At 64.6% G+C, this 14,587-nt stretch carries 12 protein-coding genes; 5 read left to right on the plus strand and 7 right to left on the minus strand.

Annotated elements, in window-relative coordinates:
• Positions 1-128 precede the first annotated feature (128 nt).
• The 6 genes from NP945_RS29455 to NP945_RS29480 form a co-directional block, all read right to left on the minus strand.
• Positions 129-1,127, minus strand: coding sequence for an ABC transporter ATP-binding protein (locus tag NP945_RS29455; RefSeq protein ID WP_352582303.1), 999 nt, complete (start codon positions 1,125-1,127; stop codon positions 129-131).
• 226 nt (positions 1,128-1,353) lie between these two features.
• A complete protein-coding gene (locus NP945_RS29460) occupies positions 1,354-2,415 on the minus strand; it encodes a Gfo/Idh/MocA family protein (protein ID WP_256748280.1) in 1,062 nt (353 codons plus the stop codon).
• Complete coding sequence (locus NP945_RS29465) at positions 2,412-3,251, minus strand: carbohydrate ABC transporter permease (protein ID WP_127380895.1); 840 nt, start codon at positions 3,249-3,251, stop codon at positions 2,412-2,414. Before NP945_RS29465 ends, NP945_RS29460 begins: the two co-directional genes overlap by 4 nt.
• Positions 3,252-3,262: 11 nt before the next feature.
• The gene (locus NP945_RS29470) at positions 3,263-4,192 is read right to left on the minus strand and encodes a carbohydrate ABC transporter permease (protein ID WP_128307069.1); all 930 of its coding nucleotides are present in this window, start codon (positions 4,190-4,192) and stop codon (positions 3,263-3,265) included.
• A gap of 244 nt (positions 4,193-4,436) precedes the next feature.
• Positions 4,437-5,696: an ABC transporter substrate-binding protein gene (locus tag NP945_RS29475; protein ID WP_127321312.1), complete on the minus strand. Its 1,260-nt coding sequence runs from the start codon at positions 5,694-5,696 to the stop codon at positions 4,437-4,439.
• 118 nt (positions 5,697-5,814) lie between these two features.
• Positions 5,815-6,765: an N-acetylmuramic acid 6-phosphate etherase gene (locus NP945_RS29480; RefSeq protein ID WP_256748281.1), complete on the minus strand. Its 951-nt coding sequence runs from the start codon at positions 6,763-6,765 to the stop codon at positions 5,815-5,817.
• A gap of 199 nt (positions 6,766-6,964) precedes the next feature.
• Between NP945_RS29480 and NP945_RS29485 the strand changes: the two genes are divergently transcribed.
• The 5 genes from NP945_RS29485 (at position 6,965) to NP945_RS29505 (ending at position 12,953) form a co-directional block, all read left to right on the plus strand.
• Complete coding sequence (locus NP945_RS29485; RefSeq protein ID WP_256748282.1) at positions 6,965-7,846, plus strand: N-acetylglucosamine kinase; 882 nt, start codon at positions 6,965-6,967, stop codon at positions 7,844-7,846.
• Complete coding sequence (locus tag NP945_RS29490; protein WP_027040192.1) at positions 7,843-8,625, plus strand: GntR family transcriptional regulator; 783 nt, start codon at positions 7,843-7,845, stop codon at positions 8,623-8,625. The genes NP945_RS29485 and NP945_RS29490 overlap by 4 nt, the downstream gene beginning before the upstream one ends.
• Before the next feature lie 17 nt (positions 8,626-8,642).
• Entirely contained in the window at positions 8,643-9,677 is a 1,035-nt protein-coding gene (locus NP945_RS29495; protein ID WP_164748800.1) for an SIS domain-containing protein, read from the plus strand.
• Positions 9,674-10,852 carry an N-acetylglucosamine-6-phosphate deacetylase gene (gene nagA, locus NP945_RS29500; protein WP_256748283.1) on the plus strand — a complete coding sequence of 393 codons (1,179 nt, stop codon included), beginning with the start codon at positions 9,674-9,676 and terminating at the stop codon, positions 10,850-10,852. The genes NP945_RS29495 and nagA overlap by 4 nt, the downstream gene beginning before the upstream one ends.
• A 61-nt stretch (positions 10,853-10,913) precedes the next feature.
• The gene (locus NP945_RS29505) at positions 10,914-12,953 is read left to right on the plus strand and encodes an ABC transporter ATP-binding protein/permease (RefSeq protein WP_256748284.1); all 2,040 of its coding nucleotides are present in this window, start codon (positions 10,914-10,916) and stop codon (positions 12,951-12,953) included.
• Between the two features lie 27 nt (positions 12,954-12,980).
• Here NP945_RS29505 and NP945_RS29510 read toward each other — a convergent pair whose 3' ends face one another.
• Positions 12,981-14,495 carry a malonyl-CoA synthase gene (locus tag NP945_RS29510; protein ID WP_256748285.1) on the minus strand — a complete coding sequence of 505 codons (1,515 nt, stop codon included), beginning with the start codon at positions 14,493-14,495 and terminating at the stop codon, positions 12,981-12,983.
• Positions 14,496-14,587: the final 92 nt, after the last annotated feature.

Raw genomic sequence — 14,587 nt, forward strand, 5'->3', positions numbered from 1 at the left:
GTAGCCGGAGGGGCAGCGGGCGACTTCGCCAAGCCTCGGGCCGGATGGCCATCCGGCCCGAGGCTCAATCGCTTCCATCGCACATAATCATCTCGTGCAGATACAAGGGGCAGCGCCAACGTCAAATATTACTTGATCGTCTTCCCATCGGCGCCAAACCTGTACGTCTTCGCCGGATCCGGCGTCGCATACAGCGTGGCACCCGGCTCTGCATCATAGACGCCGAAAATCCGCACGGTGATCAGCCCGGCCTTCTCGCAGTCCAGATAGAGGTTGGTGTCGGCGCCGAGGTGCTCGGCATGAACGACCGTCCCCTTCCAGTCGCCGGATTTCGGATCGACGGTCAAATGCTCCGGCCGCACGCCGATTGTCTTGGCGGTTTCGCCGAGACGGGCACCGTCGACGAAATTCATCTTCGGTGAGCCGATGAAGCCGGCGACAAACTCATTTGCCGGCGAATTATAGAGCTCCATCGGGCCACCGATCTGCTCGATTTTCCCTGCGTTGAGCACCACGATCTTGTCGGCCAGCGTCATCGCCTCGACCTGGTCGTGGGTGACGTAGATCATCGTCGCCTTCAGCCGGCGATGCAGCTGCGCGATCTCTAGCCTTGTGTTGACGCGCAGTGCCGCATCGAGGTTGGACAATGGCTCGTCGAAGAGAAAAAGCTTGGGCTCGCGCACCACGGCGCGGCCGATGGCGACGCGCTGACGCTGGCCGCCGGAGAGTTCGGCCGGCCGTCGCTCAAGATAGGGCTCGAGCGACAGCATCGACGAGGCGATGCCGATGCGGCGCTCGATCTCCGGGGCGGGCGTGCCGGCCTGCTTGAGGCCAAGGCCCATATTGTTCTTCACCGTCAGATGCGGGTAGAGCGCATAGGTCTGGAACACCATGGCGATGCCGCGCTTGGCCGGCGGCGTGGCCGAGACATCCGCGCCGTCGATCACCACACGGCCCGAGGTCGAATCCTCCAGTCCGGCGATCACCCTGAGCAAGGTCGACTTGCCACAGCCGGACGGGCCGACGAAAACGACGAACTCGCCATCATTCACCTCGAGGTTGATGCCCTTCAGCACCTCGACCGGCCCGAAGGCCTTCTTCACGTTCTCGATGTTCAGCGAGCCCACTTCGTTCCTCCGGATTGGAATGCGGGCGCCAAGACGCCCCCCTCTGGCCTGCCGGCCATCTCCCCCTCAAGGGGGGAGATTGGCAGCTTTGACGCCGCCACACTCTTTTCAACGTTGGTGATTGGCGAAGGCCGTGCCGAAAGCTGATCTCCCCCCTTGAGGGGGAGATGGCCGGCAGGCCAGAGGGGGGCGCCGTAGAGCGCAGCCCCTGACGACAATTGCCTCGTCACAACCGCACCGCCTTTCCACTGCGCACGCTCTCGTCGGCTGCAAGGCAGACGGCGAGCGATTTGACCGCATCGTCCATGTGTTTGGTCAGATCGAGATCCTCGCGGATCGCCTTCAGCACGAAGGCCTGTTCGAGGTCGCAGAGGTCCTGATGGCCGGGTTCGCCCTCCATCGACAACATTTCGTCGGCTTTGACGAATTTACCGTCCGCACCGGTCGCGGCACTGTGCAGGCGGATGGTGGAGGTCTTGGTGTGGGTGTCGATGTCGTCGGACTTGACGCCCTCCTTCATGACGATCGACACGCAGCCATTCGGCGAGATCACGTCCTTCACGAAGAAGGCCGTTTCCGAAATCATCGGCCCCCAGCCGGCTTCGTACCAGCCGACCGAGCCGTCATCGAACAGCACCTGCAGGTGACCGTAATTGTACATGGACGGCGCCACCTCGTCGGTCAGCCGCACGCCCATGCCGCGCACTTCCACAGGCTTCGCATCGGTGATCTGCAGCATGACGTCGAGATAGTGCACGCCGCAATCGACGATCGGCGATGTCGTCTGCATCAACTGCTTGTGCGTTTCCCAGGTATGGCCCGAGGATTGCTGGTTGAGGTTCATGCGGAAGACGTAGGGGCCGCCGAGCTTGCGCGCCTCGGCGATCAGCCTGATCCAGGACGGGTGATGGCGCAGGATGTAGCCGATCACCAGTTTCTTGCCATTGGCCTTGGCCGCCGCGACGACACGCCTGGCATCGGCCACCGTCGTTGCCAGCGGCTTTTCGACGAAGACATGGCAGCCGGCCTCGAACGCCCTCACCGCATAATCGGCATGGCTGTCGGAATAGGTGGCAATGCAGGCGACATCGGGCTTTTCATCGCGCAGGGCGTCATCGAAGGAGCGCCTGATGCCACAACTGGACAGCGCTTCCGGCAACGGCGCGTCGGAGCGGTTGATCAGCGCCGCGATCTGGAAGCCCGGATTGCTGTGATAGGCCAGCGCATGGCTGCGACCCATATTGCCGAGACCGGCGACGACGACGCGAAGGGGTGTTTCAGAGTTCACTTGACGGCTCCGGACGTGATGCCGCGGATCAGTTGCCGCGAGAAGATGACGTAGAGGATCAGCACCGGCATGATCGCCAGCGACAGGGCTGCCAGGATGGCGTTCCAGTTGGTGACGAACTGGCCGAGGAACAGCTGGGCGCCGAGCGTCACCGTCTTGGTTTCTTCCGACGGCGCCAGGATCAGCGGGAACCACAGATCGTTCCAGATCGGGATCATGGTGAAGACGGCGACGGTCGCCATCGAGGGCCTGACCAGCGGCAGCACCAGGCGGAAGAAGATGGTGTATTCGGACAGGCCGTCGATGCGGCCGGCATTCTTCAGATCGTCGGACACCTGCTTCATGAATTCCGACAGGATGAACACGGCAAGCGGCAGGCCTTGCGCGGTATAGACCAGGATCAGCGCCGTCAGCGTATTGACCAGCCCGCTCGCCACCATCAATTGCAGGATGGCGACGGTGCCCAGCCGGATCGGGATCATGATGCCGAGCGCCAGATAGAGCCCCATCAGCGAGTTGCCGCGGAAGCGGTATTCCGACAGGGCGAACGCCGCCATGGCGCCGAACAAAAGTACGAAGAACAGCGAGGCGACGGTGACGACGAGGCTGTTCTGGAAATAGTGGATGAAGTCGCCCTGGCCGATGACGGTCGTGTAGCCGATCAAGTCGAAGGTTTTTGGCGTCGGCGGCGTCAAAGGCGCGCCGAAGATGCCGGCGCGGGACTTGAACGAGTTCATGATGACGAGGATCACCGGAAACAGCGCGATTGCCGTGTAGGTCAAAAGGATCGCGTGGGCGCCGATGGTGCGGGGCACGGAACGGGTGGCGGTGCTCATCTCTCGGCCCCTCAGAACTGGTAGCGACGCAGGCGCGTCTGGACGAGGAAGAGGTAGACGCAGACGCCGCCGAGGATGATCAGGAACATCATCGTGGCGATCGCCGCGCCCATATTGGGGTCGCCGGTCTGCAGCTGGAAGCCGAAGAAGGCGCGGTAGAGGAAGGTGCCTAAAATGTCGGTCGAATAGTTCGGCCCGGCGAGCGCGCCTTGCGCGGTGTAGATCAGGTCGAAGGCGTTGAAATTGCCGACGAAGGTGAGGATCGAGATGATGCCTATCGACGGCAGGATCAGCGGCAGCTTGATCTTCCAGAACTGCGACAGGCCGGTAATGCCGTCGCATTCAGCGGCCTCGATCACCTCTTCGGGGATCGACAGCAGTGCGGCATAGATCAGCATCATCGGGATGCCGACGAACTGCCACACCGAGATCAGGCTGAGTGCGGTCAGTGCATATTGCTCCTTGCCGAGCCACGGCGTGAACAGGCTTTTCAGGCCGACGATATCCATGAGATGCGGCGCCACGCCCCACAGCGGCGACAGGATCAGCTTCCAGGCGAAACCAACGATAACGAAGGACAGGATGGTCGGCACGAAGATCGCCGTGCGGTAGAAAGCCGCGAATCTCAGTTTCGGGCTGGACAGCAGCGCCGCCAGCATGACGCCGATCGGGTTCTGCACGATCATGTGGATGATGAAGAACCAGACATTGTTTCTCAGCGCGTTCCAGAAACCCACCGACCAGTTGGGGTCGCCGAACAGCGTGCGGAAGTTTTCCAGCCCGACGAAGACCTGGTGCTGCTCGATGTTGCGGAACAGCGACAGCTGCAGCGTGCCGGCGAGCGGCAGGATCATGATCGCCGTGTAGACGAGCACGGCCGGCGCCAGGAAGATGCCGATGTGCCAGCGGAACGGTCTTTTCGGTCTGATATCTGCGGCCATGAGTTCGGTCCCCGCCGATCAGGTCTCGGCAAATGCCGCCAAAGGCGCGGCGCCTCCCTCCCCCTCGAGGGGAGGGTGCCTCGCGAAGCGAGGCGGGTGGGGTCGGTCAAGGCAGCGCGCCATCGACATTTGACCGCGCTTTCCAGCAACGATCAAGTCGCGGCCTGCCTCCACCGACCCCCTCTGTCGCCTTCGGCGACATCTCCCCCTCGAGGGGGGAGATAAGCAGCGCTCAGCCTGAGTTCTACTTGGCCGGCTTGTACCAGCTGTCGAGACCGGTCTGCAGCTTCTTGGCCGCGGCTTCCGGCGTATCGGTGCCGTTGATGACGTTGGCCGATTCAACCCAGGTCTCGTTTTCGAGGTTCGGCGTGCCGCGCGACAGGATCTGGTAGGTCGAGCGGATGGTCGACTTGCACTTGCCGCGCCAGGAGACGAATTCCTGCGCCAGCGGGTCTTCCATCTTCACCGGCGCGGAGTTCAGGCTGAAGAAGCCCGGCAGCGCGTTGGCGTAGATGGTGGCGAAATCGGGCGAGGCGACCCAGGACAGGAAGGTCTTGGCCGCATCGGCGTTCTTCGAAGCCGCATTCAGGCCCATGCCGATATCGGTATGGTCCGATATGTAGCAGGTGTCGCCGGCCTTCTCGACCGGCGGCGGGAAGGCGCCCATCTTGAACTGCGCCTGGGTGTTGAACAGGCCGATTTCCCACGAGCCGGCCGGATAGATGGCGGCGCGGCCGAGCGTGAACAGGTTCTGGCTGTCCGGATAGGTCTGCGCCTCGAAGCCGTCGCCGAGATAAGGCTTCCACTTGGCCAGTTCTTCATACGGCGCGACCCAGTCCTTGTCGGTCAGCTTCTGCTCGCCCTTGATCAGCGCCGCGCGGCCGTCCTCGCCCTTCCAGTAGTTCGGGCCGATGTTCTGGTAGCCCATGGTCGCGGCTTCCCAGAGATCCTTGGTCCCCATCGCCATCGGGATGTAGGTGCCGTCGGCCTTGATCTTGTCGAGCGCAGCGAAGAACTCGTCGCGGGTCTCCGGCACCTTGATGCCGAGCTTGTCGAAGGCGTCCTTGTTGTAGATGAAGCCGTGGATGACCGAGGCCATCGGCACGCAGAAGCTCGCCTTGCCGTCGTCGGTCTGCCAGGCGGACTTGGCCACCGGTGAGAAGTTCTCCATGCCGGGCAGCGCCGAGAGGTCGGCGAGGTTGCCCTTCTTGAACAGTTCGAGCGACTTGTCGAACGGGCGGCAGGTGATCAGGTCGCCCGCCGAGCCGGCGGCGAGCTTGGCGCCGAGCGCTGCATCATATTCGGTCGGGGCCGACGGCGCGAACACCACCTTGATGCCTGGGTTCTTGGCTTCGAAAGCCGGGATCAGCTTGTCCTTCCAGATGGCAAGGTCGTCGCCGCGCCAGCTTTCGATATTGAGCGTTACGTCTTCGGCATAGGCAACCCCGGCCGAGCCGAGAATGCTGGTGCCCAAAAGCAGTGCCGTCAGTAGTTTCGTTGTCATGCTCAGTCTCCCTGTTGACCTTTTTCAGGTTCGGTTTTGATGAGAACGGAGGCAGCGCGCCCTTTGCTCCCCTCGCAAGCCTGGTTTCACCCCGATGAAAATCGGGATGAACCAGGCTCTATTTCTCTGTTCGAGCATGATCTTTTCCGAAAAGCGGCTTCCACTTTTCGGGATCATGCCCCAGCGCGGAAAGGGCCGGCCGCAGCTTCTGGCCGGCCTCTTCCAGTATCTTCTGCGCCGCGTCAGTGCTGTCGGCGCCGGCGGCGAGCAGAATGGCGGTCTTGACCGCGCCGCCGCTCTTCTCGAGCAGGCGGGCCGCTTCGTCCGTACCGCGTCCGCTGACGGCGGCGACGATGCGCGCCGCGCGGTCGCGCAGCTTGATGTTGTCGGCCATGAGATTGACCATGTAGCCGTCATGCACATGGCCGAGATGGATGGCGGTCAGCGTCGACAGCATGTTGAGCGCGATCTTCTGGGCGGTGCCGGCGCCCATGCGCGTGGAGCCGGCGATCAGTTCCGGCGGCGTTTCGAGCAGGATGGCGGTTTGTGCCTGGCGCAGCAGCGCAGAGTCCCTGTTGTTGGCGATGCCGATGGTGGCAGCGCCGCGGCGAGCAGCCTCCTCGACGGCCTTGACGGCATAGGGCGTCGTGCCGCTGGCGGAAATGGCGATCAGGCAGTCGCCCTTGCCGAGGCCGGCCCCGGCGACCGCTGCCGCAGCCTCCTCGGTATCGTCTTCCGGCCCTCCGGCCAGCGTACGGAAAGCGTCGTCGCCGCCGGCGATCAGGATAGCGATGCGGTCGCGGTGAATGCCGAAGGTGCCCGGCAGCTCCAGCGCATCGGCCAGCGCCATCAGGCCTGAGCTGCCGGCGGCGGCGTAGGCGAGCTTGCCGCCGCTGTTCAGCCTGACGGCAATGATCTCGGCGGCCCTGGCGATGGATGGAATGGCGTGGCGCACGACCTTGGCGGCTTCGATCTGCGCATCGGCCAAATAGGAAAGGACGGTGTCCGGGGCCTGGATATCCAGCCCTTCGGCATTCTTGTGAAGCGCTTCGGTGCGCGTTTCGGCCATCCCGGGTTCCTCCAATACCAGAACAATACCAAAAAAATACCACTTGTCCACACGCATTAACGAATTTGCTGGTCTGAAAGCGTTGAACCGACGAAATAGGCAGATTTTTCAATAAAATACGGCTTAATCTTTTTGAAACGGAAATTAATCCTTGGCTATTGGTATTTTATTGGTATTATCCGCCCGGAGGAGAAATCACGTGAATTTCGTGCTCGGAATCGATGGCGGCGGCACCAGTTGCAGGGCCGCTCTGGCAACGGCGGACGGCACGGTGATCGGCCGCGCCAAAAGCGGCGCCGCCAACATCCGCACCGACCTGACCGGCGCCCGCTCGAACATCGTCGAGGCCGCGCGGCAGGCGTTTCTCGCCGCCGGGCAGGATCCGGAACTGATCCCGCGGACGCCGGCCATTCTCGGGCTGGCCGGCGCCAATGTCGGCACCTATCGGCAGCAGCTCGAAGCGATTCTGCCGTTCAGCATCAGTCGCGTCGAGACCGACGCCGAGATCGCGCTGGAGGGCGCTGTCGGCTCGGGTGACGGCGCCATGGCGATCCTCGGCACCGGCACCGCCTATATGGCGCGCAGACAAGGCAAATCGCGCGCCATCGGCGGCTGGGGTTTCCAGGTCGGCGACCAGGGCAGCGGCGCCCGCATCGGCCGCGACCTGCTCGAACAGACACTGCTTGCCTATGACGGCGTTCGCGCCGGTTCGCCGCTGACGCACAGCATGCTGGCCGTCTTCCGCAACAACCCGGAAGACGTCGTCGAATTCACCACCAATGCCAAGCCGGGCGATTTCGGCGGCTTCGCACCCAAGGTGTTCGAGCATGCCGAGAAGGGCGACAGCGTCGCCAACTGGATCCTCGACAGGGTGGTCGCCGATGTCGAAGCCTCGCTCGGCGCGCTCGATCTCGCCGACGACGCGCCGCTGTGCCTGCTCGGCGGGCTGGCGCCGCTCTACGCGCCGCGCCTCTCGGCGCGCTACCAGGCACTGCTGAAGCCGCCGCTCGACGACGCGCTGGGCGGCGCGGTGCAGATGGCGGTCCGCCTTTTCGCCGGACACGCGGAGGCAACTCGATGAGCGAGGCCGCCGACCAGATCTTCGCCACGCTCAAACATCAGGCGCAAAGCGGCGCGCCGCTTTATCTGCAGCTTCGCAAGAGCATCGAGGACGCGGTCAATCGCGGCCTGATCGGGCCGGGCGACGCGCTGCCTTCCGAGCGCGACATCGCCACCAAGGCCGATATTTCGCGGGTCACCGTGCGCAAGGCGGTGCAGGACTTGGTCAAGGGCGGCATCCTGGTGCAGCGCCACGGCTCCGGCACTTTCGTGGCGCCGCGCATGGAGCGTGTCGAACAGTCGCTGTCGCGGCTGACCTCGTTTACCGAGGACATGGCGCGGCGCGGCATGGCGGTGCGTTCGGCATGGCTCGACCGCGGCCTCTACGCACCATCGCCCGACGAGATGATGGTGCTCGGCCTGTCCTCGAGCGAACTGGTGGCGCGGGTGGCGCGCCTGCGCATCGCCAACGACACGCCGCTGGCGATCGAACGCGCCTCGCTGTCGGCCAGCGTGTTGCCCGATCCGGCCGATATAGGTTCCTCGCTCTACGCGGCGCTGGAATTGACCGGCAACCGGCCAGTGCGCGCCGTGCAGCGCATTTCCGCCGCCAATCTCGGAGACAGCGACGCGCGCCTGCTCGAAGTGCCGCCAGGTATTGCCGGCCTGCACATCGAACGCATTTCCTATCTGGCGAGCGGCAAGGTGATCGAATTCACCCGCTCCATCTACCGGGGCGACGCCTATGATTTCGTCGCCGAACTGCGGCTGACAGGGCCGAGCGAAGAGGGCCGACCATGAGCACGACAGAGCCGACCATGTCGGCAGAAATGACCCATATGCGGCGCGAGATCGAGGAGGTCCCGCAAGCGGTCGCCCGCCTGCTCGACGGCTCCGGCGCGGTGCTGACCGAGGCCGGGCGCGGCATCAGGGAACGCGACCCGCAGTTCGTCGTCACCGTGGCGCGCGGCTCGTCCGACCATGCCGCCACCTTCATGAAATACGCCGTCGAGTTGACCGCGGGCCTGGCCGTGGCGTCTGTCGGACCGTCGATCGCCTCGATCTATGGCCGCAAGCTCAGGCTCGCCGGCTCGGCCTGCCTGGCGATCTCGCAGTCGGGCAAGAGTCCCGATATCGTCGCCATGGCCGAAACCGCGCGGGCGGGGGGCGCGCTGACCGTCGCCATCACCAACACCGCCGATTCGCCGCTGGCGCGTGCCTCGGACTATGCGATCGATATCCTGGCCGGCCCCGAGCGCAGCGTGGCGGCCACCAAGACCTTCATCAATTCGGCCGTCGCCGGCCTCGCTCTGATGGCGCACGCCACCGGCGACGATGCGCTGTTGGCCGCACTTGCCCGCCTGCCGGAGCATTTCGGCAAGGCGATCGCCTGCGACTGGATGAGCGTGCTCTCTGAGACGATCGAGAAGCAGAAGTCGCTGTTCATCCTCGGCCGCGGACCGTCGGCAGCGATGGCCAACGAAGCGGCGCTGAAATTCAAGGAGACCTGCGGCATGCATGCCGAGGCCTACAGCGCCGCCGAAGTCATGCACGGCCCGCTGGCGCTGATCGGCCCCGACTTTCCGGTGCTGGCGCTGGCCGCGCGCGACGCCTCCGAACCGTCTATCGCCGAGGCCGCCGACAGCCTGGCGGCCAAGGGCGCGCCGGTGTTCGTCACCTCCGCGCTTGCCAAACGCGCCGTGCGCCTGCCGCATGTCGCCACCGGGCACCCGCTGACCGATCCGCTGACGCTGATCGTCTCCTTCTACATGTTCGTCGAGGCCTTTGCCCGCCATCGCGGTCTCGATCCGGACACGCCGCGCAATCTTCGCAAGGTGACGGAGACAGTATGAGCGATCGCTTTGCCCTGACTGGCGCCCGGATTTTCGACGGCGACGACTGGCATGAAGGCCACGCACTTGTCGTGCGCGACGGTCTCGTCGAGGCCATTCTGCCCACCGGTGCCATCCCCTCGGATATCCGCGTCGTCGACACCGGTGGCGGCCTTCTGGCGCCGGGGTTCGTCGACCTGCAGGTCAACGGCGGCGGCGGCGTCATGCTCAACGACCACCCCGATGTCGCTTCAATCGAGACCATCTGCCGCGCGCACGCGCCCTTCGGCACGACGGCGCTGCTGCCGACGCTGATCACCGACACGCCTGCAATCACGGCCGCCGCTGTCGCCGCCGGCGAGGCAGCGGCGCGCCAGAAGGTGCCTGGGTTTCTCGGACTGCATCTCGAAGGCCCGCATCTGTCGGTCGCCCGCAAGGGCGCGCATGATCCGGCGCTGATCCGGCCGATGACGGATGCCGATCAGGCGATGCTGATCGCCGCGCGGCAAAAACTACCGGTGCTGCTCACCACCATTGCCCCTGAATCCGTCGAGCCGGCGCGCGTCGCGGCACTCGCCAGGGCCGGCATCATCGTCAGCCTTGGCCACTCCGATACCGGCTATGCCACCGCCAGCGCCTTTGCCGCGGCCGGCGCCTCAATGGTCACCCATCTGTTCAATGCGATGAGCCAGATCGGCAATCGCGAGCCCGGATTGGTCGGCGCCGCCATCGACATCGGCACCTTGTCGGCCGGCCTCATCGCCGACGGCATCCATGTCGATCCGGCCACCATCAAGCTCGCGCTGCGCGCCAAGCAGGGGCCGGCCAGGATCGTGCTGGTCACCGACGCCATGGCGACAATCGGCACCGACATGACGTCGTTCACGCTCAACGGCCGCACCATCTATCGAAGGGACGGCAGCCTGAGGCTCGCCGACGGAACGCTAGCGGGCGCTGATCTCGACATGATCTCGGCCGTTCGTTTCATCCACCGCGTCGTCGGGGTCGAGCTTTCGGAGGCCTTGCGCATGGCCTCGCTCTATCCGGCGCAAGCAATCGGCCAGTCGCACCGGCTTGGCCGATTCGCCAACGGCACGGCTGCGGACATGGTCGCGCTGTCGGACGATCTCGACACGAAGGGCGTCTGGATCGGCGGCGAAAAGGTTTTTGCGGCCGGCTCCGACACTGTGCGTTGATATCAGGTCAAGTCGGCTGACGTCATGAAACCTTTTGATTTTGAGGTCGTTGTCGGAGCGTATGTCCGAGGCGAAACCCAAATTGAAACAGGCCGACGGCATCAAACCGCGCGGTGCCTTGAAGCCGCCACAGAAAGCGCCGCGTGACCAAAGGCCACGCCACGAGGAGCTGCGCGAAAAAAAGCTGTCGAGTACCGAAGCTGCCCCGGAGGTCGACGGCCAGCCGGGGCCACCGCCGGAGGCTGTCGAGCCCGATCCGCAACTGACGCCCGAAGGGGCCGAGCAGGAGCGCAAGAAATATCTGCTGCGGCGTTTCTGGATCAGCGCGCGCGGTTACTGGAGCCGGCGCGGCGACCGGCTCGCCTGGCCATTGACGATCGGGGTGCTGCTGCTGATCTGCATCAATATCGGCTTCCAGTATGGCATCAATGTCTGGAACCGTTCGATGTTCGATGCCCTTGAGCAGCGCAACGCCCGCAGCGTCTATTTCCTCAGCGCCGTCTTCGTGCCGCTGGTAATCTGCAGCGGCAGCCTTGTCGTCGCGCAGGTCTACCTGCGCATGACGATCCAGCGCCGCTGGCGTTCCTGGCTGACCACCGCGGTCATCGCGCGCTGGCTGGCAGGCGGCCGCTACTACCAACTGAATCTCGTCGGCGGCGACCACCAGAACCCCGAGGCCCGCATGACCGAGGATCTGCGCATCGCCACCGAGTCGCCGGTCGATTTCATCGCCGGCGTCCTCAACGCGTTCCTGTCTGCCTCGACCTTCATCGTCGTGCTGTGGACCATCGGCGGCGCGCTCACTTTGCCGATCGGCGGCGAGAGCATCACCATCCCCGGCTTCCTGGTCATCACCGCGATGATCTATGCCGCCATCACCTCGACCGCGATGGTGGTCATCGGCCGCAATTTCGTCCAGCTCTCCGAGCGGAAGAACCAGGCGGAGGCCGAACTGCGCTACACGCTGACGCGCGTGCGCGAAAACGGCGAGAGCATCGCCTTGCTGGGCGGCGAGGAAGAGGAGCGCAGCGGCATCGACAGGAATTTCGGCCATGTGCTGAGGCAATGGGCGCTGCTGACGGGCCAGCACATGCGCACGGCGGCGGTGTCGCAGGGATCGAGCCTGTTTGCGCCGGTCGTGCCGATCCTGCTGTGCGCGCCAAAATTCCTCGAAGGCTCAATGACGCTTGGCGAGGTGATGCAGGCAGCGTCCGCCTTTGGCATCGTGCAAGGCGCGTTCGGATGGCTGGTCGACAACTACCCGCGTCTTGCCGACTGGAACGCCTCCGCGCGGCGCGTAGCTTCGCTGATGATGTCGCTCGACGGGCTCGAGCGTGCGGAGCAGAGCGATGCGCTTGGACGCATCCAGCACGGCGAAACCGACGACGGTGCCATGCTCAGCCTCGACGATCTCTCCGTGACGCTCGACGACGGCACCGCCGTGGTCAAGGAGACCGAGGTTGCGATCGAACCCGGTGAGCGGGTGCTGGTGGCCGGCGAATCCGGCTCGGGCAAGTCGACGCTGGTGCGGGCCGTCGCGGGCCTGTGGCCGTGGGGCGGCGGCAGCGTCAATTTTCACGCCGACAGGCGACTGTTCATGCTGCCGCAACGCCCCTACATCCCCTCGGGCACGCTTCGCCGCGCGGTCGCCTATCCCGCGGCGGCGGACAAGTGGACGATCAAACAGATCAAGGCCGCCCTCGACAAGGTCGGCCTCGCCTACCTTGCCGAAAGGATCAAGGAAGAAGCGCCATGGGACCAGACGCTGTCGGGCGGCGAAAAGCAGCGTCTCGCCTTCGCGCGCCTGCTGCTGCACCGCCCCGATATCGTCGTGCTAGATGAAGCAACCTCGGCGCTCGACGAGAAGAGCCAGGACACCATGATGGCGACGGTGATCCGCGAATTGCCTGATGTCACCATCATCAGCGTGGCGCACCGGGCCGAGTTGGAAGCCTTCCACAGCCGCAAGATCACCCTGGAACGGCGCGAGGGCGGCGCCAAGCTTGTCAGCGACATCAACCTCGCCCCACGCAAGCGCAACCTGCTGAAGCGTGCCTTGTGGGGTTCCGGCAGCCGGGCCGAAAGGCCGCGCAAGGAGTAAGGCGCCCCTGCCCCAGGCACCGCGCAACTATGGTGCGTATATGTCCTTGTAGGTATCGCGCAGCACGTTTTTCTGTACTTTGCCCATGGTGTTTCGCGGCAGTTCATCGACGAAGATCACCCGCTTCGGGTGCTTGTATTTCGCCACCCGCCCGGCGATGGCGCCGAGAATTTCGGCACCGGTGATCCGCGATGACGGCGCACGCACGACGACAGCGGTGACACCTTCGCCGAAATCCGGATGGACAACGCCGATGACGGCGCTTTCGCTAACCCCGTCGAGCGCGTCGATCTCGCTTTCGAGTTCCTTCGGATAGATGTTGTAGCCACCCGATATGATCAGGTCCTTGCCGCGGCCGACAATGTGGACGTAGCCGTCGGCGTCGATCATACCGAGATCGCCGGTGATGAAAAAACCGTCGGCTCGGAATTCCGCCTTGGTCTTCTCCGGCATGCGCCAATAGCCGCCGAAGACGTTTGGGCCCTTCACCTCGATCATGCCGACCTCGCCCTGCGCAAGCGCTGCGCCGCTGTCTGGATCGGCGATGCGAAGCGTGACGCCGGGCAAAGGGAAACCGACGGTACCGGCGCGCCGCTCGCCCTCATAGGGGTTCGAGGTGTTCATGTTGGTCTCGGTCATGCCGTAGCGTTCGAGGATCGCGTGGCCGCTGCGCTCGCGCCAGGACTTGTGCGTCTCGGCCAGCAGCGGCGCCGACCCGGAAATGAACACACGGATGTTTTTTGCCGCCTCATGGTCCAGTCCATCTTGCTGCAGCAGGCGCACGTAGAAGGTCGGCACGCCCATCAGGGCCGTGGCACGCGGCAGCAGCGAGACGATGCGGGCCGGATCGAACTTCTGCTCGAACAGCATCGAGGCGCCGGCCATCAGGACGACATTGGTGGCGACGAACAGGCCGTGCGTGTGGAAGATCGGCAATGCGTGGATCAGCACGTCGTCTCCAGTGAAACGCCAGTGCTCGACCAGCACGCGCGCGTTCGAAGCAAGATTCTCGTGGCCGAGCATGGCGCCTTTCGAACGGCCGGTGGTTCCCGACGTGTAGAGGATCGCCGCGAGGTCATCCGGCCCACGCGCCACGTCATGAAAATCCGTCGGCAGTCGCGAGGCCTGGTCGGTCAGCGATCCCCGGCCGTCGCGGCCGAGCGTGACGGTGACGGCGCCGGTCTTTTCCGCCAGCGCGCCGATGTCGGCAGCTCTTGCCGGATCGCAGACGACCAGGCGTGGTTCTGCGTCGCCGAAGAAATACTCCAGCTCAGCCAGCGTGTAGGCGGTGTTGAGCGGCAGGAAGACGGCGCCGGCTCGCAGGCAGGCGAGATAGAGCATGACCGCTTCCGGGCTCTTCTCGACCTGCACGGCAACGCGGTCACCGGGTTCGACATCGAGTTGCAGGAGCGCATGCGCAAGCTGCGCCGAGCGGGCCAGCATATCGCCATAGGTAAGCGAGCGGCCATCATCGGTTTCCATCAGCAAGCGCGCTGGCGCCGGCATCCGGGACCGGAACGCATCGAACAGATGATTGCTCATGAACACTTCCCTCGGTGCGGCGGCGCTGAGCATGCGCCTGTCGCGGCATGCCTCGGCGGCGAGAGTTCGCGGTTCTTGGCCGCGCCGTCAAG

The organism is Mesorhizobium sp. LMG17149, assembly GCF_024518695.1.
GTDB lineage: Bacteria > Pseudomonadota > Alphaproteobacteria > Rhizobiales > Rhizobiaceae > Mesorhizobium.